Genomic DNA, 22,711 nt, shown 5'->3' with positions numbered 1-22,711 from the left:
GGCTTACACGGTGAAGCGCGCCACCGCCTGATTGAGTTCTTTGGCCAGCGCTTCCAGCCGCCCGGCATTGTGCTGGGCATTGCGCGCCGCGCTGGCCGAGGTTTCCACCATCGAGGCAATCCGCTCGATATGGTCGGCCACGCTGTGGTTGGCGGCGCTTTGCTCCTGGGTGGAATGGGCTACGTCGCGGATATTGTCCAGCGCCAGCGACGCCCCAGCGCGGATTTCCTGCAGCGCCTGCGCTGCCGAGCGGGCCTTGTTCACGCTGCTGTCCACCTGTGGTGCGGCGGTTTGCATGCTGGCCACCACGTGATGGGTGTCGTCTTGCACCGCCTGAATCATCTGGGCAATCTGGCTGGTGGCGGTGGTGGTGCGCTCGGCCAGCTTGCGCACTTCATCGGCCACCACGGCAAAGCCCCGGCCTTGTTCGCCAGCGCGGGCGGCTTCAATGGCGGCATTCAGCGCCAGCAGATTGGTCTGGTCGGCAATGTCTTTGATCACATTGGCAATGCCGCCAATGTCGCTGGCGCGCTTGTCCAGCGAGGCAATCTGGCCAGACGCCTGTTCCAGCTGATGCGCCACCAGGCCAATGCACTGGGCGGCATCGCTGACCAGCACCTCGCCTTCTTCCGCCAGGTGGCTGGCGCGTGACGAATGCAGCTGGGTTTGCTGGGCGTTTTCCGAAATTTGCAGCACGCTATTGGACAACTGCTGAATCGCCGCCGTGGTGGACAGGGTGGCCTCCGACGAGGCGTGCGCCATTTCGCTCATCTGCTGCATTTCCTGGTTGATGTCCAGCGCCGACTGGTTAAGCTGGGCGGCACCGGACTGGATGGTGGTGACCATGGCCGACAAACTGCCCTGCATCCGCGCCATGGCACCCAGCAGGCTGTCGTCCCGCTCGGTGTGGATGGGCTGGCTAAGGTTGCCGCTGGCAATCCGGCTGGCTACTTCTGCCGCGTACCCCGGTTCACCACCCAGGGTGCGGTAAATTTCACGCGCCAGCCAGGCCGCCAGGCCCACCACCAGCGCCAGCACCGCCACGCCAATCAGCAAGAACTGCCCGGCCCGTTGCCAGAATACCCGGTCCACATCGTCCAGAAACACCCCGGTGCCCAAAATCCAGTCCCAGCCGTCGATGCGGATCACGCCGTTGATTTTGGGCACTTCCACTTCGCCACCAGGACGCTTGGTCATCAGCGGCACGTAGCCAAAATCGGCCTTGGCCAGCACATCCAGATAACCCTGCATGGTGGGGCGGCCATCCGGCAGGGTACCGGCACCGTCGGTTTTGCCTTCCTTGCGCTTGTCCGGATGCACAATCGACAGGCCGGCAGTGTTGCGCAGAAAGAAATAATCCCCTTCATGGCGCAAGGCACGAATGGCTTGCGCCGCCTGCTTTTGCGCCTCGTCCCGGTTTAATGCCCCGGATTTTTCTGCTGCCTGAAACTGGGCAATCTGGTTGGCCACCATGCGCAAATGCATATGGACGGACGCTTTGCGCTCTTCCACCATATTGTCGCGCAGCACATAGAGCGAATAGGCCGATAACAGCAACAGGCCGAGGGCGGCGGCCAGCACGATGCAGGCCAATTTGAGAGAGAGTTTCATTTTGTAATCACTTGATTCATGGCTGGATACATTATTAATAGCGTAGATTTACTGAGTTCCTGTGACAGTGGTAGCGGGATCACGCATCTTCATGCGCAGATTGCGTTTCTCCCGCCCGGTGGCCAGGCTGACACGGCTCATTACGATATTTCTAGATGGTTGAGCTTTTTCATTGCATTGCAATATTGGCCTGCAACACTGCCGCCATCGGGACCGCGCCAACTGCCCGTGCCTGGCTAGCCAAGCCTGCGCCATCAAGCAAACACTGAACCACTTGATCTTCTGCCACCGTGAGGAAACCCGCGATGAACCTGCATGCTCCGTTTTGTGCCCAGCGCATTACCCTGAAGTTGCAGCAACTCACCCAGACCATGCACACCTTGCGCCACGAACTGGCCCAGGTGTGCCAGCAGCTCACCCCGCCAGCCTCTTCCGCCCGCTAAGGACACGCTGAAAAAATCGTCATTCTGGGTTTTGCTTTTGGCAAAACCGATTTTTCTGAATAAATCAGCGTGTTCCTAACACATACGACAACTTCCTCGGCTTGGCCCGCCCTGGCTGGGCGTGACCCCGCGCTGATCCGGCCATTCACGCGACCGAAATTCCTGGCATGCTGGCCTGCATATGAAGCGTGCGCAGAATGTTTCTTGACTGGTCTGCTTGCCTGGTTTTGAATCGGTAGGCCGACCTCATGGACCGGCTCCTGTCATGGGCCGGTTTTTTATCGCCAAGTTTTACCGCTGGCCCAGTGTACTCGGCCAGGATTGAATCAATATGAAGAAAGGCCCCGCCATGAATCAAACACGCCTGAGCTTATTGCAACGCGTTAGCCTGGGAATTGTGCTGCTGATGGGGTTATTGCTCATCCTGGCCGGGCTTGGCCTGAATGGCCTGGACCAAAACCGCAAAACCATCGACCGCATGGTGCGGCTGGATGCGCGCAAGGTCAGCCTGGCCAATCAAATCACCTCGCGGCTCAATGCCGTGGCGCGCGAGCTATACGTGCTGGTGGAAGAAGACCGCCCCGACCTGGTGGAGGCATTCAAACAGGCCCGCCCCGAGCGCGCCCGGGTGATTACCGCCAACCTGGCTGAACTGGACACCCTGGTTTACCGTCCGGAAGGCAAGGCGTTGCTGGTGAAGGTGCGCCAGGCGCGCGAGCAGTTTGTTGAAGTCAGCGGCAAGGTGATTGAGCTGATCGACGTTGGCCAGGCCCCGCTGGCGCGTGACCTGTTCCAGCGCCAGGGCTTGCCGGCCATGGAGCGTTATATGCAGGAGATGGACCGCTTTCTGCACCTGCAGGAACAGCTGTTTGTCAGCGGCGGCCAGCAGGCAGAGCAGCAGGCCAGCCAGCTGGAAACCACCCTGCTGACCCTGACCTCGCTGGCGCTGCTGCTGGCTGGCATCATTGGCCTGTGGATTATCCGCAGCGTCACCCGCCCGCTGGGCGGCGACCCGCGCACTGCCGGTGAGGCGGTGTCGCGCATTGCCGACGGCGACCTGGCCCACGCCGTACCCGCCCGCCCTGGCGACAGCAAAAGCCTGCTGGGCCGGCTGGCCGGCATGCGCCACAGCCTGCGCAATCTGGTGGGCAATATTTCCGGTGCCACCCAGGACGTGACCCAGGCTGCCCGCGAGCTGTCGATTTCCTGCGAGCAGATTGCCGCCGGTGCGGTGGAACAAGGCAGCGCCACCGCCTCCATGGCCGTTGCCGTGGAACAGCTCAGCGGCAATATCGAATCATTGTCCGGCGCGTCGCTGCGGGTGCTGAAAGTGGCCGAACGCTCGGAACAGCTGGCCAGCCGCAGCGACCAGCTGCTGGGCGAGGCCGCCAGCGAAATCAATAAAATGATCGACACCATCGACAGCTCGGCGCAGGACGTGGCCGCGCTGGCCAATAAAACCAGCGAAATTGGCCGGATTGTCAGCGTAATCAACGACATTGCCGACCAGACCAACCTGCTGGCGCTGAATGCCTCAATCGAAGCCGCCCGCGCCGGCGAGCAGGGGCGCGGCTTTGCCGTGGTGGCCGACGAAGTGCGCAAGCTGGCCGAACACACCACCCGCGCCACGCAGGAAATTGACCAGACCATTCAGACCATCCAGAAACAAACCCAGCTGGCCGCCGCCAACCTGCTGCAGGGCGAGCATGTGGTCACCTTTGGCGTCACCTTGGTGCGCGAGCTGCTCACCCCGCTGCGCGAACTGCGCCAGGGGGCCGGCGAAACCCGCCAGGAACTGGACGGGCTGATTGCCGCGCTGGAAGAACAAACCCACGCCGCCCGCCATATCGGCAGCCATGTTGAGCGGGTGGCCAGCGCCGCCGAACAGTTTGGCGCGGCCGCCCGTGGCTCGGCCCACACCGCCGCCTCTCTGCTGGGCGTGGTGACCCGGCTGGACCGGGAAGTGGCGCATTTCCGGTTGGGCTGAGCGCGCCAGGTACGATGCCCGACATGGCCGGGTGTCGCACTGACCGCTTACGCTGGCGAGGGTGGGTTACACCAACGGGCGACGCACTCCCCCCCCCCGCCCCTTGACGCCCGCCGTGACTCCTTCCATCCTGATGGCATTGCCCGCCCCGCTGCCACTGCCATCATGACCTCCGCTAAGCCCGCCTCGCCCACCCCCGCGCTTTCGCCACTGCCCGTCCCCGCTCAACGCAGCTTTGCCGACCTGGCCGAAGACCTGCGCAGCAGCGAGGGCCGCGCCACCGTGCTGATTGGTGCTGGCTGTTCGGTCTCCGGGGGCATCCCCTTGGCCGGCGGCATCATTGACGATATTCGGGGGCTGTTTCCCCAAGCCTGGAATCGCGCCCAAAAGAAAGCGGCTGAATGCGGCCAGCTCAGTCCCAATTACAACCTGTGCATGCAAGCGCTTTCCCGCGATCATCGCAACACTCTGCTCAAGGGCTATATTGACCGTTCAAAAATCAACTGGGCGCATATCGGCCTGGCGCAATTGCTTAAACACAAATGCCTCGACCGCGTGCTAACCACCAATTTCGACCAGCTCATCACCCGCGCCTGCGCGCTGGTGAATGTGTTCCCGGCGGTGTACGACCTCACTGCTTTTCACCCCACACAGATGCGCATGGCCGAGCTGCCCGACCTAGCGGTGTTTCACCTGCACGGCCAGCGCAACGGCTTTAGGCTGCTTAATAACCCGGACGAACTGGCGCAGCACGCCCCGGAACTCAAGCCCGTGTTCGACCACGCCCGCGAACGGCGGTTGTGGATTGTGGTCGGCTATAGCGGCGAAGCCGACCCTCTGCTGGCGCTGATTCAAGCCGAACGCCATGAGTGTGGGCTGTACTGGATCAGCACCCAGCCCGCGCCCAAACCGCATCTGGCTGAACTGTTTACACCAGAACGCTACGCCTTTCATGTGCATCACCCCGAAGGTGCTGACCACTTTTTCATGAAGCTGGCGCTGGAAATGGACGCCTGGCCGCCGACGCTGCTTGACCAGCCATTTGCCCATCTGCGCGAGCAACTGGCCCCGATTGCCGAGTTTATTCAAGACGGCAAGCAAAATAACACACCCTACTATCGCGACGAGCCAAACGGCATCGATTGGCTCAAGCAAACCCGCCGCCAGCTGGATCGGGCTGAAGCATTGCTCAAAGCGGATACCGCTGAGCAAAGTTCACCCGCACATCCCAGCCAAGACCTGGATGCTTACCTGACCAGTGGGGTAAGCGCGCTACAACACTCCGCTGATCCAGACGTGCAAAGCTGGGCATGGGTGGAAAAAGGCGATGCGCTGGCTGATGAAGCGCAGTCTTTGGCCGAGAAGAGCGATCTATCTGCCGCGCAGGCGCGATGGAAACAAGCGGGCGAGTGCTATACCCAAGCGCTGGAGGTCAAGAAAGACAAGCATGAGGCGGCCTACAACTGGGGTGTGACGCTGGATGATGAAGCCCACGCCCTGATGGCCAGCGATCTGCCGGCGGCGCGGGCCTTGTGGCGGCAAGCGGGTGAACGCTACGCCCAAGCGCTGAAGATCAAGCCGGACAAGCATGAGGCGGCCAACAACTGGGGCCTGGCACTGGCGCAGGAAGCCCAAGCGCTGGTGGCCAGCGATCTGCCGGCGGCGCGGGCCTTGTGGCGGCAAGCGGGAGAGCGCTATGCCCAGGCGCTGGCGATCAAGCCGGACTATCATGATGCGGCCAACAACTGGGGCATTGCGCTGCATCATGAAGCCCAAGCACTGGCGGCCAGCGATCTGCCGGCGGCGCGGGCCTTTTGGCAGCAAGCGGGCGAGCGTTACGCCCAGGCGCTGGCGATCAAGCCGGACATGTATGATGCGGCCAACAACTGGGGCTGGGTACTGGCACAGGAAGCCCAAGCGCTGGCGGCCAGCGATCTGCCGGCGGCGCAGGCCTTGTGGCGGCAAACGGGTGAACGCTACGCCCAGGCGCTGGCGATCAAGCCGGACTATCATGATGCGGCCAACAACTGGGGCGCTGCACTGGCACAGGAAGCCCAAGCGCTGGCGGCCAGCGATCTGCCGGCGGCGCAGGCCTTGTGGCGGCAAACGGGTGAACGCTACGCCCAGGCGCTGGCGATCAAGCCGGACTATCATGATGCGGCCAACAACTGGGGCATTGCGCTGCATCATGAAGCCCAAGCACTGGCGGCCAGCGATCTGCCGGCAGCGCGGGCTTTTTGGCAGCAAGCGGGCGAGCGCTACGCCCAGGCGCTGGCGATCAAGCCGGACATGCATGAGGCGGCCTACAACTGGAGCGTTGCGCTGTTGCACGAACATCACGCCATCCATCACGAGCACCCAGACGAGGCGGTCGCATTGCTGCGCCAGGCGAAAACGCTGTTGCAGCAAGCCGAGTCCCAGTATCCCGGCAAAGCCGCCTACAATCTGGCCTGTGTCGCCGCATGCCAGCACCACCCCGCCGACGCCATCCGCTGGCTGCGCACTTGCCAGGCACACGGCACTTTGCCGACTGAAGACCATCTACGCACTGACGCCGCTCTCGACCCTATCCGCGACACCCCGGAGTTCACCACCTGGTGGGCAGAATCTTTCGCGGCCATGTAACGCAGATAGCGGCAAACGATGCCACGACGCATCCGCTGCCGGCATTGGCCTGGTCTGGCACCACGCTGGCACTGGGGGCAAGGGTTTCCGCCTGAGTTGGGGGCTGCTACGTTGAGCCTGGTTTTCTGCCAATACGTCCCCTTCTGGCTTGGCCAATCTCAAACAATCGATCAATTGAGACTTCTCACCCCGGTCACCTTATAATCTGTCCGCTGTGTTGATACACGTCAACGCACCTCCCGGCCACGACGGCCACACTTGCGACTTCCTTTTTGAGCCAGATTGCCACCATGACCGAGCACGCTTTTCCTCCCCTGATTATCAAAGGCCACACCCTGCAGCCCATCGTGCAAGGGGGGATGGGCGTTGGCGTGTCGGCGCATCGTCTGGCTGGCACGGTGGCGCGGCTGGGCGGGGTGGGGACGATTGCCAGTGTCGATTTGCGCCATCTGCACGCTGATCTGGTGGAAGAGTCGGCCAAGTTTACCCAGCAGGCCGATTACGACCGGCTGAACCTGATTGCGCTGGACCGCGAAGTCAAGCTGGCGCTGGCGCTGGCCGAGGGTCACGGCATGGTGTCGGTGAATGTGATGAAGGCGGTGGATTCCCACGCCGCTTACGTGCGCCAGGCGTGCGAATCTGGCGCGCAGGCCATTACCATGGGTGCTGGCCTGCCGCTGGATTTGCCGGAAATGGTGCAGGGCTACCCGGATGTGGCGCTGCTGCCCATTTTGTCCGAAGCGCGCGGCATCAGCATTGTGATCAAGCGCTGGATGAAGAAAAACCGCCTGCCCGACGCCATTGTGATCGAGCATCCCAAGTACGCGGGTGGCCATCTGGGCGCGGCAAAAAAAGAAGACATCGACCACGAGCGTTTCGAGTTCAGCCGGGTGCTGGAAGAAACCTTCGAGCTGTTCAAAACCCTGGGGCTGGAACGGGAAAAGATTCCGCTGATCGTGGCCGGCGGGGTGAACAGCTATGAAAAGGTGAAAACCTATCTGGGCTGGGGCGCGGCGGCGGTGCAGGTGGGTACGGCGTTTGCCGTGACCGAAGAAGGCGACGCCCACCCCAACTTCAAAAAGGTGCTGGCTGACGCCAAGCCGGAAGACATTGTCGAATTTATGAGCGTGGCCGGCCTGCCGGCACGCGGGGTGATGACGCCGTTCCTGAAAAGCTACCTCAAGCGTGAAACCATTTTGCAGGCCAACGCCAAAGCCGACCCCAAGCGCTGTACCCAGGGGCTGGATTGCCTGAGTGTGTGCGGGCTGCGCGATGGCTTGTCCAAGGTGGGGCAGTTTTGCATTGACTTGAAGCTGTCGTCGGCGTTTCGCGGCGAAGTGGGCAAGGGGCTGTTTTTCCGGGGCTCGGAAACCCTGCCGTTTGGCCCGGCCATTCGCAGCGTGAAAGAATTGATGGATTACCTGCTGACCGGGGTGAAGCCGGCCAATCTGGCCAGCGCCTGACCTGAACCACGGGGCCGCCGTGATGCTGGCTGGCCCCCACTCCTCCACAAGCGTCTGGCCGTGGGCAGTTGTTTAATTTATTAAACATGGCTGCACGCCCAGCCGCTTTGCTTTATGCTCCTTCCCATGACCTTTGTAAGCTGCAACCCGGCCACTGGTGCCGTGTTTTTTACCCGCCCGGCCTGGACGCCGGCGCAACTTGACCACCATCTCGACGCCCTGCGTGCCGCCCAGCTGCACTGGCGGCGTCAGTCGGTGGCGGTGCGCTGTGCCACGCTGCTGGCGTTGAGCCAGCAGCTGCTGGCCCACCGCGACGAGCTGGCCAGGCTGATTTCCAGCGAGGTGGGCAAGCTGATTGGCGAGTGCCAGGCCGAGGTGGAAAAATCCGCCAAGCTGTGCCACTACTATGCCGAGCTGGCCCCGCAACTGCTGGCCGCGCAGGAAATCCCCACCCTGGCCAGCCGCTCTGGTGTCAGCTTCGAGCCGCTGGGGCTGGTGCTGGCGGTGATGCCGTGGAACTACCCGGTGTGGCAGGTGCTGCGGTTTGCCGTACCGGCGCTGGCGGCGGGCAATGGCTGTCTGGTCAAGCCGGCTCCCTCGGTGCCGCAAACCAGCCAGCGCCTGCTGGAGCTGGTGCGCGAAGCGGGCATCGACGCGCTGGACATGGCCTGGATCGACACCCCGCTGGTGGAGCACGCCATTATCCGCTGCGACGCCGTGGCGTTTACCGGCTCCACCCGCACCGGCAGCCGGATGGCCGAGCTGGCCGGGCGGCATATCAAGAAAAGCGTGCTGGAGCTGGGCGGCAGCAATCCGTGCATTGTGCTGGCCGATGCCGATATTGCCCTGGCCGCCGAAGAAGCCGCCCATTCGCGTTTTCGCGATGCTGGCCAGTCGTGCAACGCCGCCAAGCGGATGATTGTGGTGCCGGATATTGCCGAGGCGTTCCTGCAGGCGTTTCTGGCCGCCGCCCGCCGCCAGCAACCCGGCAACCCGCTGGACCCCGACACCACCCTGGCCCCGCTGGCCCGCGCCGATCTGCGCACCGCGCTGCACGAACAGGTGTGCGACGCCGTGGCGCACGGTGCGCGTTGCCTGCTGGGCGGCGAACTGCCAGACGGGCCGGGGTTTTTCTACCCGGCCACCGTGCTGGACCAGGTGACCCCGGCATGCCGGGTGTGGCGCGAAGAAACCTTTGGCCCGGTGGCCACCGTGCTGCGCGCCCAATCCGACGCCGACGCCATCCGCCTGGCCAACGATACCCCGTTTGGCCTGGGGGCCAGCCTGTACAGCGCCGACCTCGACCGCGCCCAGGCACTGGCCGCCGAGCTGGAAGTGGGCAGTGTGTTCATCAACCGCCATACCAGCTCGGATTTGCGCCTGCCGTTTGGCGGAGTGAAGGCGTCGGGCTATGGCCGCGAGTTGTCCGAGTTTGGCTTGTATGAGTTCGTCAACGTTAAAACCTACTGGCAGCGCTGAAGAGACACTGAAAAAATCGTTATTCCCGCGAAGGCAGGAATCCAGAGGGTTGATTTTGCTGGGTTTTGCTTTTGGCAGAAACGATTTTTCTGAATAAATCCGCGTTTTCCTAAGCATACGCTGAAAAAATCGTCATTCCCGCGAAGGCGGGAATCCAGGGGGTTGATTTTGCTGGGTTTTGCTTTTGGCAAAAACGATTTTTCTGAATAAATCCGCCCGTCCCCAAGCGCTCGCCCACGGGCGCTGTCATCTTCTGGTGACTTCTTCGCGCTACACTGCCGGGTATTCCCTCCGCTGTTCCAGGACTCCAAACCATGCGCCTGACCCCTGTTCTTGCCTCCCTGTTTGCCCTCTGCGCCCCGGTGTGGGCCGGCCTGCCCGCTGCTCAGCCCGGCGACGCCGCGCTAAGCCGGATTGACCGTCATGTGGTGACCGTGCCGCCTCAGGCGTTTGTGGCGCTGGGCAAGGTATGCGCCGGACAACACACCGCGCTGCCGCAGGCGTTTCCACACGGCTTTCCACTGGGCATCGGCTCCGGGCTGCGTCTGCTCAAGCAGGACGCCAAAGGGCTGACCCTGCTGACGCTGACCGACCGGGGGCCAAATGGCGATGTGCCGGCTGGGCTGGGCAAAAACGGCAAAACCTTTGCCGTGCCGGACTACACCCCGCAGGCGGCGTACTTGCGCGTGGATGCCAAAGGGACCCGGCTGACCGCTGTGCAGCCATTTCGCCACCCCAATGGCGCGCTGATTACCGGGCTGCCGCTGCCGGCTGGCATGGTGGGCTCCACCGGCGAGCAGGCGGTGAATGCCTGCCTGGAGCCGCTGGCCGGCGATCCTGGCGGGCTGGACCCGGAAGGCATTGACCTCGACGCCGAAGGCAAGTGGTGGATCAGCGACGAGTATGGCCCGTTTCTGGCGCGGATTGAACCGAAAACCGGACAGTTGATCGACCTGGCCGCACCCGGTGCCGGCCTGCCAGACATCATTCAGTATCGTCAGCCCAACCGGGGCTTTGAAGGCGTGGCGGTGGCCGACGGCAAGGTGTACGCCATGGTGCAAAGCACGCTGGATGACATTCCCGACCCGGCCCGGCCTGACGACAAGCAGGCGCGCAGCAAGCGCCACGATGCCCGCTTTTTGCGTCTGGTGGAATACGACCCGCGCAGCCGCACCAGCCGCACCTTTGCCTACCCGCACGACGTGGCCGAACGCCGCCCCGACAACGGTGCCGATGGCGCTTATGCCAAGTCGGGCGACGCCAAGATTGGCGATCTGGTGGCGCTGGGCCAGGGCCGCTTTGCCCTGATTGAACAGGGCAAGGGGGCCAACAAGGTGATGCGCAACGTGCTGTACACCCTGGACATCAGCCGGGCCACGCCGATTGATGCGCTGACGGTGGACGGCAAGCCGCTGGAGTTTGCCAGCGACCGCGCCCAACTGCGCGCCGCCGGGGTGCGGATGATCGAGAAAACCCGCTTGCTGGACCTGCACGACTACGGCTGGCAGGCCGAAAAAGCCGAAGGCCTGGCCGTGATTGGCCGCGACACGCTGGCGGTGATCAACGACAACGATTTTGGCATGACCAGCAACGCCGACGACCGTGAGGCGTTTCCCAAAAGCCAGCCGGTGGACGCGGCGCGCTACCGGATTACACCGAATGAACCGCATGAACGCGCCACCCAGCTGTGGCTGCTGAAGTTTGCCCGACCGTTGCGTTGAGCGCTGCTTACAAAACCCCTTGGCGTTCAGGTGCTGCGCTGCGCGTGGGGCCTGATTGGCAGGGGGAGCGTGTGCAAATCGATAGCCGAAGCATTGCGGATTCAGGAGCGGAAGAAAAAGATGGGGTTTATGGGGCGCTGACTGTCAAATGCTTTTGCATCAGCGAAAAACAGCCCCGTGAGACATCTCCCACGGGGCTGTTTGTGACGGCTTTATGTTCTGCGGGCATTCCGGGCAACCGATAATGCCCAGACTCCATAGCGCACAAGCGTGAGCCAGGGGTCAGACGTGGGTGACGGCTTGCGGTTGCAGTTTGAGGCCCAGCGCGTGCATGACCTTCAGAATGGTGCCGAAGTTCGGACTGACTTCACCAGATAGCGTCTTGTAGAGGCCTTCGCGCGCCAGGCCCGTGTCCTTGGCGAGCTGGCTCATGCCACGCGCACGGGCAATGTTGCCCAGCGCCCCGCCGCGATGAAGGCGGCATCGTCGCCCGCCTCATCCATGCAGGCTTGCAGGTACTGCACCATGTCTTCCTCAGTCTTGAGGTATTCAACCGTGTCCCACTTGCGCAGTTTCATCGTTCCCATGATGGCCTCTCCATTACCGTTGCCGCACACAGTTTTTGTGCCGCTTTAACGTGATCTTGTCTGAATTTCTACCGTGGTCTTGCTCTGAGTTTTTACACTTGTCGCACCAGCTCTTGCGCAGCCTTGATGTCCTTGTCCTGCGTCGATTTGTCGGTGCCCTGCGCTTCTCGAAAGTCAGGGCCGCCACGGAATGGCGCGTCGGCTGCGCCGCCGCTTAGCCGTGGCGGACTGCCCCCTGACTTCCTGCGATGCTCGGCGGCGCGCCACACGGGGAGAACGACGGCTAGGCGCGACTGGCGGAGCGAGCTGGAAACGGGGTCTGTCCCCTATTATTCGTCCCGTATCATTCCTCAAGGGACTCAATCGTCAAATCTTCCTCAGACCAATCCTCTTCCTGGTCTTTCTCCTGGTCTTTCAAAATGCGTTTGGCAAACGAAAGCGCCTCCAGATAATGTTGAGCGTGGAAATTCGTGAGGTGTGTATCGATCTGCATATGCAGTTCATGTGTATCGCTCATCAATTCAAGAAAGAAGTTCGTGGCGCGTGTATCGCTGAGCAGTTCAATAAATTCTTGCTCGGTGATTTGCTGCCGAAAGCCGACACTAATGCGCACGCCTGCGTCTGCGCACCAAAAAACTATCAGCCAGCCGTTTCTCGGGCCAATCGGACCAAGCTGAACAATTGGACGGGTGCCAACTAGGCACACCTGATCGCTACCAAACCCAACTTTCGCGTCGGCCAGGTTTGCATCGGCCAAGTTTGCGCCGGCCAGGTTTGCGCCGGCCAGGTTTACACTCACCAGGTTTGCACCGGTCAGGTTTGCGCGGGTTAAGTCGGCGTCGGACAGATCGGCACCGGGTAGGTTGGCGGTGGACAGATCGGCACCAGACAGATCGACACCAGACAGATCGGCATCTGATAGACCGGCATCGGACAGATCGGCATCGGACAGGTTGGCGCGGGCCAGGTTTGCGCGGGCCAGGTTTGCGTCGATCAGGTTGGCGCGGGCCAAGTCTGCGTCCCCAAGGTCGGCGTCGCTCAGGTTGGCGTTGGACAGATCGGCACCGGCCAGGTTTGCGTTGAACAGATTGGCACCGGACAGATTGGCACCGGACAGATTAGTGCTGGTCAGATCTGCGTTGCTCAGGTTTGCGCGGGCCAGGCTGGCACCGGACAGATTGGCGCCGGATAGATTGGCACCAACTAGCTTTGCTTTGGACAGATCAGCACCGGATAGATCGGTACTGGTCAGATCTGCATCGCTCAGGTTTGCGCGGGCCAGGCTGGCGCCGGACAGATTGGCACCGGATAGATTGGCACTGGACAGATTGATGCCAGACAGATTGGTGCCAGGCAGGTTGGCACCTGACAGGTTGGCACCGGCCAAGTTTGCGCGGGTTAGGTAGGCGTCGGATAGATCGGCACCGGACAGATCGGCATTGGACAGGTTTACGCTGGCCAGGTTTGTGTGGGCCAGATTTGCGCAGGCCAGCTTTGCGTTGGGCAGATAGGTGCCGGCCAGGTTTGCGTCGGCTAGGTTTGCGCCGGCCAGCTTTGCGTTGGGCAGATCGGCACCGGCCAGGTTTGCGTCGGTCAGGTTTGTGCCAGCCAGGTTTGCGCCGGCCAGATTTGCGCAGGCCAGATTTGCGTTGGGCAGATTGGCACCGGCCAGATCGGTGCCGGCCAGGTTGGCACGGGCCAGGTTTGCGCCGGCCAGATTTGCGCCGGCCAGGTTGGCACGGGCCAGGTTGGCGCCGACCAGCTTTGCGTTGGACAGATCGGCACCGGCCAGATCGGCACCGGGTAGGTTGGCGGTGAACAGATCGGCACCGGCCAGGTCGGCATCGGCCAGGCCTAAGTCACCGAGCAGGCTATCGATGTCGGACTTCTCTTTAACAGCCTCCTTGAGATTTTCATGCTCTCCGCTGTACAGAACTTTGCCGTTCCAGCGGTTCTTGATTTCGATCATTGCCACGATCTTCTCTCCTCGGTTGATCCACGCTAGCGCGTTGGCGGCAACGCGCTGAAATTGAGCAACAGTCCGCAGACCAAGTGCGCCCGGCTTGCGGGTTTATCGGTGCCGCGCGTTCCAGCCGGGGCGGCCTCATACCACCAGGCAACCAGCACCCCAAGAAAATACACAAAAACCCTGCTTGAGCAATACCGTGCCGCCCACTATCCACGCCCCTACCTATACCCCTGCGGATTCCCCCGCTGCCAGCGCCACACATCCCGGCACATCGCATCCAAATCGCACTCCGCCCGCCAGCCCAGCAGCTGTTCGGCGCGGCTGGGGTCGGCCCAGCAGGCGGCGATGTCGCCGGGGCGGCGGGGGGCGAAGCGTAGCGGCACGGTTTGGCCGCTGGCGGCTTCGAAGGCGCGCACGACGTCCAGCACGGAGTGTCCACGGCCAGTGCCCAGGTTCACCGTCAGCAGCCCGCCTTGTGCTGGCAGTGCCTTCAGCGCCGCCACATGGCCAGCGGCCAGGTCGCACACATGCAGGTAGTCGCGCACGCCGGTGCCGTCCGGTGTGGGGTAGTCGTTGCCGAACACGGCCAGTTCCGGGCGGCGGCCTACTGCCACCTGGCTGACAAAGGGCATCAGATTATCCGGCGTGCCGTGGGGGTCTTCGCCCAGTTGGCCGGAGGGGTGCGCGCCCACCGGGTTAAAGTAGCGCAGGATGGCCACCCGCCAGTGCGGCTGGGCGGCGCACAGGTCGCGCAGTTGGTCTTCCACCATCAGCTTGCTGCGCCCGTAGGGATTGCTCGGCCCCAGCGCGGCCTGTTCGTCAATCGGCAGCCGCACGGGTGCGCCGTACACGGTGGCTGATGAACTGAACACCAGGGTGTGTACCCCGGCGGCGTCCATCGCCTGCAACAGGCTCAGGCTGCCGCTGACATTCACCTCGTAATAGTGCAGCGGCTGGCGCACCGATTCGCCCACGGCTTTGACCCCGGCCAGATGCAGCACGGCACTTACCGGGTAGCGGGCAAACAGCGCGTCCAGCGCGGCGCGGTCGCGCACGTCGCCCTGCACAAAGGCAATCTCGCCGCCGCCCAACGCGCTGGCGCGGGCCAGCGCTTCGGTGCTGCCGTTCACCAGGCTGTCGAACACCAGCACCTGATGGCCGGCCTCCAGCAGCGCCACGCAGGTGTGCGCGCCAATATACCCGGCACCGCCGGTCACCAGAATCCAGCCTGAGTTTTGCATTGCGGTTGTGTCCAGAATCGTTGAGGCGTTCATGGCAGCAGCCTTGACGCGGTATGTGGATTGTCACGCTTGAGCGCGGCCACCATGGCCATGAAATCCAGCTCGACGTCGGCGGTCAGCTGGCGGGCGCGGGTTTCCAGCGCGTCCAGCCGCAGGCTGTGGCCGGGCGAGTTGGCCAGCGCCAGCGCGGCCACATTGCCGTGCGAGGCGGCTGGCAGGGTGAGCACGCGGCCATCAAATACCTGGCGCAGGCAGTCCACATGGCGGCGGTAGTGCGGGTGGTTGCCCCACAGATTCATCACCAGCACGCCCGAGGCGGTCAGCGCCTGGCGGCAGTCGTGCAGGAAGGGCTCGGCCACCATGGCGGCAATCAGGTCGTGGCCGTCGAAGGCATCCACCAGCACGGTGTCAAATTCGGCGGTGGCCTGGCCGACATAGTCCACCCCGTCACCGTGAATCACCTGCAGCCGTTCGTCTTCCGGCAGGGCAAACAGGCTGCGCGCCACGGCGATGACTTCCGGGTTGAGCTCGACCACCACATTGCTGGCCTGCGGCAGGCGGGCGTGGCAAAAGCGCGGCAGGCTGCCGCCGCCCAGGCCAATATGCAGCAGCCGCGAGGGGGTGGGCGCGCACAGCAGAAAGCCCATCATCGCGTGGGTGTAGGTCAGCACCAGTTCGATGGGGTCGGACAGGCGCATCGACGACTGAATGGTGTCGCTGCCCAGATACAGCGAGCGGATGCCGCGTTCTTCCGCCACCCGTACATCGGGCAGCGCCGGGCCGCTATCCCGGCCACGGCGGCGTTGCAGAAACTTAGCCACAGGCGCTGTCCTTTGGCCGCGAATCCAGAATGCTGATCACCGGGCGCGCCGGGCGGTCGTCGGCGTCTGGCTGCGGGTCGTGGAATTCCTCGCGGTCAAACGCGGTGTCGCCGCCTTCGTCCGGCAGCGCGCCGCCCAGCGCCAGGCCGGCAAAGTTGAACAGTGTCGGGTCGGCCAGGTGCGAGGGCACCACATGTTGCAGGCTGCGGAACATGGTTTCGATCCGCCCCGGAAAGCGCCGGTCCCAGTCGTTGAGCATCTCCTTGACCACCTGGCGTTGCAGATTGGGCTGCGAGCCGCACAGATTGCACGGGATGATGGGGAATTCGCGCTGCTCGGCGTAGCGCTCCAGGTCTTTTTCCCGGCAGTAGGCCAGCGGGCGGATCACCATATGCTTGCCATCGTCGGACAGCAGCTTGGGCGGCATGGCCTTGAGCTTGCCGCCGTAGAACATATTGAGAAACAGCGTTTGCAGGATGTCGTCGCGGTGATGGCCCAGGGCGATCTTGGTGGCGCCCAGCTCGTCGGCCACCCGGTACAAAATGCCCCGGCGCAGGCGCGAGCACAGGCTACAGGTGGTTTTGCCCTCGGGAATCACCCGCTTGACGATGCTGTAGGTGTCTTCTTCGACAATGCGGTATTCAATGCCCAGGCTGTCCAGATAGGCCGGCAGCACATGCTCGGGAAAACCCGGCTGCTTTTGGTCGAGGTTGACCGCCACCAGCGAAAAATCAATCGGCGCGGATTTTTGCAGGCCCAGCAGGATGTCCAGCAGGGCGTAGCTGTCCTTGCCGCCCGACAGGCACACCATCACCCGGTCGCCCGGCTCGATCATGTTGAAGTCGTTGATGGCGTCACCCACATGGTGGCGCAGGCGCTTGGTCAGCTTGTTGGCGTTGTACTGGGCTTTTTGCTCAGCCTTGAGCGTGTCGGCGTCGGGTGCCGGAGTGGGGGAGTTCATGCGAGAGTTACGCTAACAGGCGGTAAAAGCTGGGGATTTTACCTGAGAATGGGCGAGGGAGGGCTGGGTGGGGTGAAGGATTCTGGCTATGGCCTGGCCGTAGCCGATACGGGCTCAGGCGCGGTGAGACGGTGGATCAAGCCTCGAAAGTCGTCAAATACGGCCACGCTACCCAAGTACAGCAATACCGAGAGGCCGGTGATGATGAAAGAAGACAATACGCTGGACAGCAATGATTCCTTGACGGCTTGCCAGGTGGTTTTTTTGCTGCCATTCAGGATGTTTTCGCAACGCTTCACCACATCAGATTGTTGATACGCCTCGATGCCGCGACGTATTTCTTCACTGGCCGTCAGGTCAATAAACTCATTCAGCGTCCGCTCAGCTTCAGCCAGATAAGCGTCAAGCCGGGCTTGATCAATGCCTATATGAAAGTACAAGGCCAGCTCATCATCACTGGGCGCGCGGCCATGTTTATCGTGAAAGCCACGAATCCAGGCCAGCTTGTCATTTTTGTAAAATGTATACGCCACTCGCCCGACAAACCCGGTCTGATCGTTGACCAGTCGATCAAAAGTTTGATGATGTGGTGTGGCCATGGCAAGCCTCAGTCCTTCTTGAATGGGCTCGACGCAACTTGCGAAAAGTGGTGGTTCAGCTCGGCCATGGAGTAGTGCGAGCGCTCCAGGGTGCTCGCCACCGCCGGAGGCAGCTGATAGTCCGCTATGGTTTTATGTTGCTTCATGGCTTCGTTCGCGCGTCGAATAGACTCACGGCTGACGATGGTAGCGCGCATCGGCAAGATCCTCAAATAGAGCAAAACATCAAGATGGTAGAGTAAAAGCGAGGATGGAACAAGCTACTCACTCTTGAAAAATCAATGACTTCCTTGCATCCTAGTAGCCAGTCACCATGATCTGAATCGACTGACTGGCGATTAGACCGCTTTCGGCATGAGTTTCACCTCAGGTGTCGTTCCCGCGAAGGCGGGAACCCAGACCGCGCCACAGCGTGCGCAGTGGGCATGGCGCAGGTAGCGCTGATGAGCGCTCACCCCGCTGTACGCTGTGGACGCGCCTGGATTCCCGCCTGCGCGGGAATGACGCGGTGGGGCGCGGCGAGTGGTTCGTCGTGGAACGTGAGCCATCGTGTTTCAACGTGACTGGCTACTAGTAGGGTGGCGCATAGCCTACTGCACAATACTCCGCCCACCATCCACCGCCAGAATCTGCCCGGTGATATACCCCGCCGCAGGCGACAGCAAGAACGCCACTGCCTGGGCCAGGTCGTCCGGCGTGCCTACCCGTTGCAGTGGAATTTGCCGCAGGATATGCGCGCGGGCGGTGGCGTCGAATACCGATTCGCCTTCGGGCCAGACATTGGCCCCCGGTGCCACGCCGTTGACTCGCACTGCCGGGGCCAGTTCCAGCGCCAGGGTGCGGATCAGCTGGGCATGGCCGGCTTTGGCCAGGTTGTATACGGTGTGGCCGGGCATGGGCCGTTCGGCGTGGATGTCGATCAGCCCGACCACCGCGCCCTGACGTTCGGCCAGATGCGGGGCGGCGGCCTGGGTGAGAAACAGCGGGGCTTTCAGGTTGGAGCCGATCAGGTCGTCCCAGTCGGCTTCGCCAATCTGGCCGATTGCGGTGGGGAAAAAACTGGAGGCGTTGTTCACCAGCGCATCCAGCCGGCCCCAGCAACTGAGCGCCTGGTCGATCAGGCCGGGCAGCGCGGCGGTGTCGAGCAGGTTGGCTTGCAGACAGTGCGCCGACGCCGGGCGCAGCTGGTTCAGGCTGTCGGCCAGCGCCTGGGCGGCCTGTTGCGACCCCCGGTAATGCAGCAATACCCGAAAGCCTTGCTGGTGCAGGGTGCGGGCAATGGCGGCACCGACCCGTCGGGCCGCGCCGGTAATCAGGGCAACAGGATAAGGCATGAGGGTCTCCGTGGCGGGCATTGTCGGGGCCGGTCGGGCTGCTGTGGCGGGCGCGTCCTGCTTCTCAACACTGGCAAATTCACCGACAATCAGCGGCCCACAGTATACCCGACCCGACCATGAGCGCCTTGCCTGTTCCCGATGAAGCCGCCCAAGCGCAAAGCCAGCGCCTGAGTGCCCTGTTACACCAGCAGATTGCCGCCGGCGGTGGCTGGCTGTCGTTTGCCGAGTTCATGCACCACGCGCTGTATGCGCCGGGGCTGGGCTATTACAGCGCCGGCAGCCGCAAGTTTGGCCCACACGGCGATTTTGTCACCGCGCCAGAGATGACCCCGCTGTTTGCGCAAAGCCTGGCCAGCACGGTGGCTGCCGTGTTGCGCGCCACCGGCGGCGAGGTGCTGGAAATCGGTGCCGGTTCTGGTCAGCTGGCGCTGGACTTGCTGCTGGCGCTGGAGGCGCAGAACGCCCTGCCGGCGCGCTATGCCATTCTGGAAGTGTCTGCCGACCTGGCCCAGCGCCAGCGCGATACGCTGGCGGCGGGTGCGCCGCATTTGCTGGCGCGGGTGGCGTGGCTATCGGCGCTGCCGGAAGATTTTTGCGGCATCATGCTGGGCAATGAAGTGCTCGACGCCATGCCCTGCCATCTGCTGTATCAGCATGCGGCGCACTGGCTGGAGCGCGGCGTGGTGGCGGACGGTGCCGGCTTTGCCTGGCAGGACCGCCCGCTGGCCGATGCCAGCCTGGCCGCTGCCGTGCTGGCGCATGATCCGCCGGATGACTACCTGACTGAGGTGCAGCCTGCCGCCCAGGCGTTTGTGCGCAGCCTGGCCGGCTGCATGCGCCAGGGGGTGTTGCTGCTGGTGGACTATGGTTTTCCGGCGGCGGAGTATTACCACCCGCAGCGCCATCGTGGCACGCTGATGTGCCACTACCGCCACCACAGCCACGCCGACCCGTTTTTTTGGCCTGGCCTGCAGGACATCACCACCCATGTGGATTTTTCTGCCATCTGGGCGGCAGCCACCGAAGCCGGTTGGCAGCTGGAAGGCTACACCAGCCAGGCCAGCTATCTGCTGGACGCCGGCCTGCTTGATGCGCTGGCGGCGCTGCCATCTGGCACGCCCGCGTATTTTCAGGCGGCGGCAGCGGCGCAAAAGCTGGTCAGCCCGGCGGAAATGGGCGAGCTGTTCAAGGTGATTGCCTTTAGCCGTCACCTTGAGCTGGACGATTTGCTGCCCGGTTTTGGCCGGGATGACCGTTCGGCGGCGTTGTAGGCGGTTTGCGCTGATCGGCCCTGACCGGGGCAGAAGGCCGGCTCAGAGCATGGATGTCAGCCGGACGGCGTGTCAGCACGGTGTGGTCAAGATAGCTGGCCTGTTGCGCCACATAACTGGCGCGCAGGTGGTTATTGTCCTTGTAGAGAAACTGCCCATCGCGGCTGGCAATGGCACAGTTGCCGTCACGACATAACGATGGCAGGGGGTCGATGGTTTCGGCTCCGGCTTGTGCCGCAAGCTGGCGCAACTGTGCATGCAGCGCCAGCGTGGCATCATCCAGCGCAATGGCGGTGTGGCTGACCGGCAGCAGGTGCAGCGCCGACCAGCGACTGCCACGGAGGTAGCGGGCGGGAGCCTGGTTGGCATGCTGCGGATTATCCAGCAGCAGATAAACCTTGTGCGTTTTGCTCAAGGTGGCCAGCAACTGTCCCAACGCTGCCATTGCCTTGAGCTTGCCTTGCTCACTCTGGAGGTCGGCTTTCTGGCCGTTTTCCATAAAATAGAGGCCCTGGCCGGATGGGCAACTCGTCATGGCGACCTCGGGCGGCGGGTTGAAATAGCAATTCCAGCACCCGCCAATCACTATATTTTCAACCGGGCGCTGCCGAATCAGTGCCAGTGCGGCATTCAGCGCCTTGTCGCAGCTTTGCTGCGCACCGTTGAATACCTGCGGAATGGGTGGACAGCCACCGGTCGTGCTCCAGTACACGGTGTTCAGCCGGTTGGGCTGTTGCTGGTGCAGGGCCAGTATGCGCGGGCTGTATTGCTCGATATGAGAGTCTCCCAGCATCAGCGTGCTGGATGTGCCGGCGGTCAGATAGTTGATGCGTTGTCCGTCAATCTGCATCTTGGCCAGGTGATCTGGATAGGCCCAGTCCTTGCTGGCTTCCAGCACCCGCTGCAAATCCGGGTTGGTATGGCGTGGTGCTACCTTGCCCTGCATGCCCAGCGCGCCCCAGCCTGCCAGCGCCAAGGCCAGTATAATGAGCACGAGCAGCGGACGATGGCCTTTCAGCTGGTAGCGCACTGGTTTTTCAACCCATTGGTAAGTCAGCCAGGCCAGCACAAAGGACAGTAGCACCATAGCCAGCCGGATGGGGCGGGTGGGGGTGGCATTGTCCAGGATGTGCGCAAACGACAAGAGCGGCCAGTGCCACAAATACAGCGGAAAGCTGATCAGGCCAATCCACACCATCACCCGATTGGCCAGCACATGACGGTTGACCCAGGCGTGCGGACCTGTTGCGATCAGCATGGCGCTGCCGGCTACTGGCAATACCGCTCGCCAGCCAGGAAACACCTGGGTTTTATCCAGCAGTGTACAACTGGCCAGTATCAGCCCCAGGCCGGTTGCTGACAGTCCTGACGCGCGCCATGCACCAAGCGCTGGCGCTGGGTCTTTTTGCATAAACCGCCAGTAGGCCAGTGCGGCACCAATCAGCAGCTCCCAGAAGCGGGTGTATGGCGCATAAAATGCAGCGGTTGCATCCTGCCCGGTTTGCCAGAGATTCAGCCCCAGTGACGCCAACGCCAATCCGCCCAGCACCCACGCAATATGGCTGCGGGTTTTCCAGATCAGCGCCAGCAGCAGCGGCCAGACAATATAAAACTGTTCTTCTACCCCCAGCGACCACAAATGCAGTAGGGGCTTGGCTTCCACGGCGCTATCGAAATAGCCGCTTTCTGACCACAGCACCAGATTGGCAACAAACCCCACCCCTGCCAGCACATGCGTACCAAACTGCTGATATTCACCGGGCAGCAGGATGAACCAGGCCAGCACGCTGCTCAGGAACAGCACCAGAAGCAGAGCCGGAAAAATGCGCCGGATGCGTCGCTGGTAAAATTGCACAATGCTGTAGCTGGCGTTGTCCAATTCCTTGAACAGAATGCCGGAAATCAAAAAGCCGGAAATCACAAAGAAGATATCCACCCCGACAAACCCGCCCTGAATCCAGGCCGGAAAAGCATGAAACCCCACGACGGCCAGCACGGCAATGGCGCGTAGCCCGTCAATATCCGGGCGATATTTGAATGCATTGTGTTCAAGGTGGTGCGGTATTGCAGGAACTGACGGGCTGGAGTGATTGACTGCCACGTTGTGTTATCCGTATTCATCACGTTTCTGGCTTTGCCAGCAGGAAGCGTGTATGTCTGCTGAGTGATTGACTGTCTGGCGCACCGCCATACGGGCCGGAGCAGGGTGTCAAGGCATCTGGCTGAGAGAGGCCGTCTTGCCCATTTCTGGCGGTGTTGTGGCTCCTTGCCGCATGCCTGGCCAAGGCTGCTACGCCGTGGCGCGAGTGGTGGCGGAATCATAACAACTTACTCGGCATACAGCAATGGAATATGCCGTATGGCATGCCGTGTGCAAGTGTGAGGTGTCTCAAGCCAATCGGTATGGCCTGGTGTCAAGGTAGACGGCGATGTCAGACTAGTAGCCAGTCACCATGATTTGAACCGATTGACTGGTGCCTAGACCGCTTTCGGCATGAGTTTCATCTGACGTGTCGTTCCCGCGCAGGCGGGAACCCAGACCGCACCACAGTGTGCGCGGTGGGCATGGCGCAGGTAAGCGCTCGTGAGAACTCAC

General features: G+C 62.3%; 18 protein-coding genes. 7 read left to right on the top strand and 11 right to left on the bottom strand.

Annotated elements, in window-relative coordinates; genetic code table 11:
* Positions 1-3 precede the first annotated feature (3 nt).
* A complete protein-coding gene (locus BXU06_RS11625; RefSeq protein ID WP_077299704.1) occupies positions 4-1,611 on the bottom strand; it encodes a methyl-accepting chemotaxis protein in 1,608 nt (535 codons plus the stop codon).
* 305 nt (positions 1,612-1,916) lie between these two features.
* Here BXU06_RS11625 and BXU06_RS17720 point away from each other — a divergent pair, with 305 nt between their 5' ends.
* From BXU06_RS17720 to BXU06_RS11600, 6 genes are all read left to right on the top strand, one after another.
* Complete coding sequence (locus BXU06_RS17720) at positions 1,917-2,054, top strand: hypothetical protein (RefSeq protein WP_171982205.1); 138 nt, start codon at positions 1,917-1,919, stop codon at positions 2,052-2,054.
* 349 nt (positions 2,055-2,403) lie between these two features.
* Positions 2,404-4,041 (top strand): methyl-accepting chemotaxis protein, encoded by a 1,638-nt coding sequence (locus BXU06_RS11620; protein ID WP_171982204.1) that lies wholly within the window; start codon positions 2,404-2,406, stop codon positions 4,039-4,041.
* Between the two features lie 165 nt (positions 4,042-4,206).
* A complete protein-coding gene (locus BXU06_RS11615; RefSeq protein ID WP_077299700.1) occupies positions 4,207-6,666 on the top strand; it encodes a hypothetical protein in 2,460 nt (819 codons plus the stop codon).
* Between the two features lie 290 nt (positions 6,667-6,956).
* Positions 6,957-8,129, top strand: a complete 1,173-nt coding sequence (locus BXU06_RS11610) for a nitronate monooxygenase family protein (RefSeq protein ID WP_077302837.1) — start codon at positions 6,957-6,959, stop codon at positions 8,127-8,129.
* A 126-nt stretch (positions 8,130-8,255) separates the two neighbouring features.
* Complete coding sequence (locus BXU06_RS11605) at positions 8,256-9,608, top strand: aldehyde dehydrogenase family protein (RefSeq protein WP_077299699.1); 1,353 nt, start codon at positions 8,256-8,258, stop codon at positions 9,606-9,608.
* Between the two features lie 314 nt (positions 9,609-9,922).
* On the top strand, positions 9,923-11,329 hold the full coding sequence (locus tag BXU06_RS11600) for an esterase-like activity of phytase family protein (RefSeq protein WP_077299697.1): 1,407 nt from the start codon (positions 9,923-9,925) through the stop codon (positions 11,327-11,329).
* Positions 11,330-11,611: 282 nt separating this feature from the next.
* Here BXU06_RS11600 and BXU06_RS17895 read toward each other — a convergent pair whose 3' ends face one another.
* The 9 genes from BXU06_RS17895 to BXU06_RS11560 form a co-directional block, all read right to left on the bottom strand.
* Entirely contained in the window at positions 11,612-11,761 is a 150-nt protein-coding gene (locus tag BXU06_RS17895; protein WP_216352465.1) for an addiction module antidote protein, read from the bottom strand.
* Entirely contained in the window at positions 11,758-11,916 is a 159-nt protein-coding gene (locus BXU06_RS17890) for a DNA-binding protein (protein WP_216352464.1), read from the bottom strand. The genes BXU06_RS17895 and BXU06_RS17890 overlap by 4 nt, the downstream gene beginning before the upstream one ends.
* Before the next feature lie 343 nt (positions 11,917-12,259).
* Entirely contained in the window at positions 12,260-13,885 is a 1,626-nt protein-coding gene (locus BXU06_RS11590; protein ID WP_077299695.1) for a pentapeptide repeat-containing protein, read from the bottom strand.
* Between the two features lie 218 nt (positions 13,886-14,103).
* Complete coding sequence (gene galE, locus BXU06_RS11585) at positions 14,104-15,126, bottom strand: UDP-glucose 4-epimerase GalE (protein ID WP_171982203.1); 1,023 nt, start codon at positions 15,124-15,126, stop codon at positions 14,104-14,106.
* Positions 15,127-15,155: 29 nt separating this feature from the next.
* Positions 15,156-15,947, bottom strand: a complete 792-nt coding sequence (locus BXU06_RS11580) for a polyamine aminopropyltransferase (protein ID WP_253189452.1) — start codon at positions 15,945-15,947, stop codon at positions 15,156-15,158.
* Positions 15,940-16,908, bottom strand: a complete 969-nt coding sequence (ttcA, locus tag BXU06_RS11575) for a tRNA 2-thiocytidine(32) synthetase TtcA (protein WP_077299691.1) — start codon at positions 16,906-16,908, stop codon at positions 15,940-15,942. Before ttcA ends, BXU06_RS11580 begins: the two co-directional genes overlap by 8 nt.
* 86 nt (positions 16,909-16,994) lie before the next feature.
* Positions 16,995-17,507, bottom strand: a complete 513-nt coding sequence (locus BXU06_RS11570) for a hypothetical protein (protein ID WP_077299689.1) — start codon at positions 17,505-17,507, stop codon at positions 16,995-16,997.
* Between the two features lie 8 nt (positions 17,508-17,515).
* A complete protein-coding gene (locus BXU06_RS11565; protein ID WP_077299687.1) occupies positions 17,516-17,704 on the bottom strand; it encodes a hypothetical protein in 189 nt (62 codons plus the stop codon).
* A gap of 393 nt (positions 17,705-18,097) precedes the next feature.
* Positions 18,098-18,841 carry a pteridine reductase gene (locus tag BXU06_RS11560; RefSeq protein WP_077299685.1) on the bottom strand — a complete coding sequence of 248 codons (744 nt, stop codon included), beginning with the start codon at positions 18,839-18,841 and terminating at the stop codon, positions 18,098-18,100.
* Between the two features lie 119 nt (positions 18,842-18,960).
* Here BXU06_RS11560 and BXU06_RS11555 point away from each other — a divergent pair, with 119 nt between their 5' ends.
* A complete protein-coding gene (locus BXU06_RS11555) occupies positions 18,961-20,115 on the top strand; it encodes a class I SAM-dependent methyltransferase (protein WP_077299683.1) in 1,155 nt (384 codons plus the stop codon).
* On the opposite strand, the gene BXU06_RS11550 is transcribed toward BXU06_RS11555, so the two are convergent.
* Entirely contained in the window at positions 20,045-22,216 is a 2,172-nt protein-coding gene (locus BXU06_RS11550) for an acyltransferase family protein (RefSeq protein ID WP_077299681.1), read from the bottom strand. The two genes, BXU06_RS11555 and BXU06_RS11550, sit on opposite strands and share 71 nt — an antisense overlap.
* Positions 22,217-22,711 lie beyond the last annotated feature (495 nt).

Origin of the sequence: Aquaspirillum sp. LM1, assembly GCF_002002905.1 — a bacterium.
GTDB lineage: Bacteria > Pseudomonadota > Gammaproteobacteria > Burkholderiales > Aquaspirillaceae > Rivihabitans.
The sequence above is the reverse complement of the archived record's forward strand: the minus strand, read 5'-3'. Positions and strand labels throughout refer to the sequence as shown.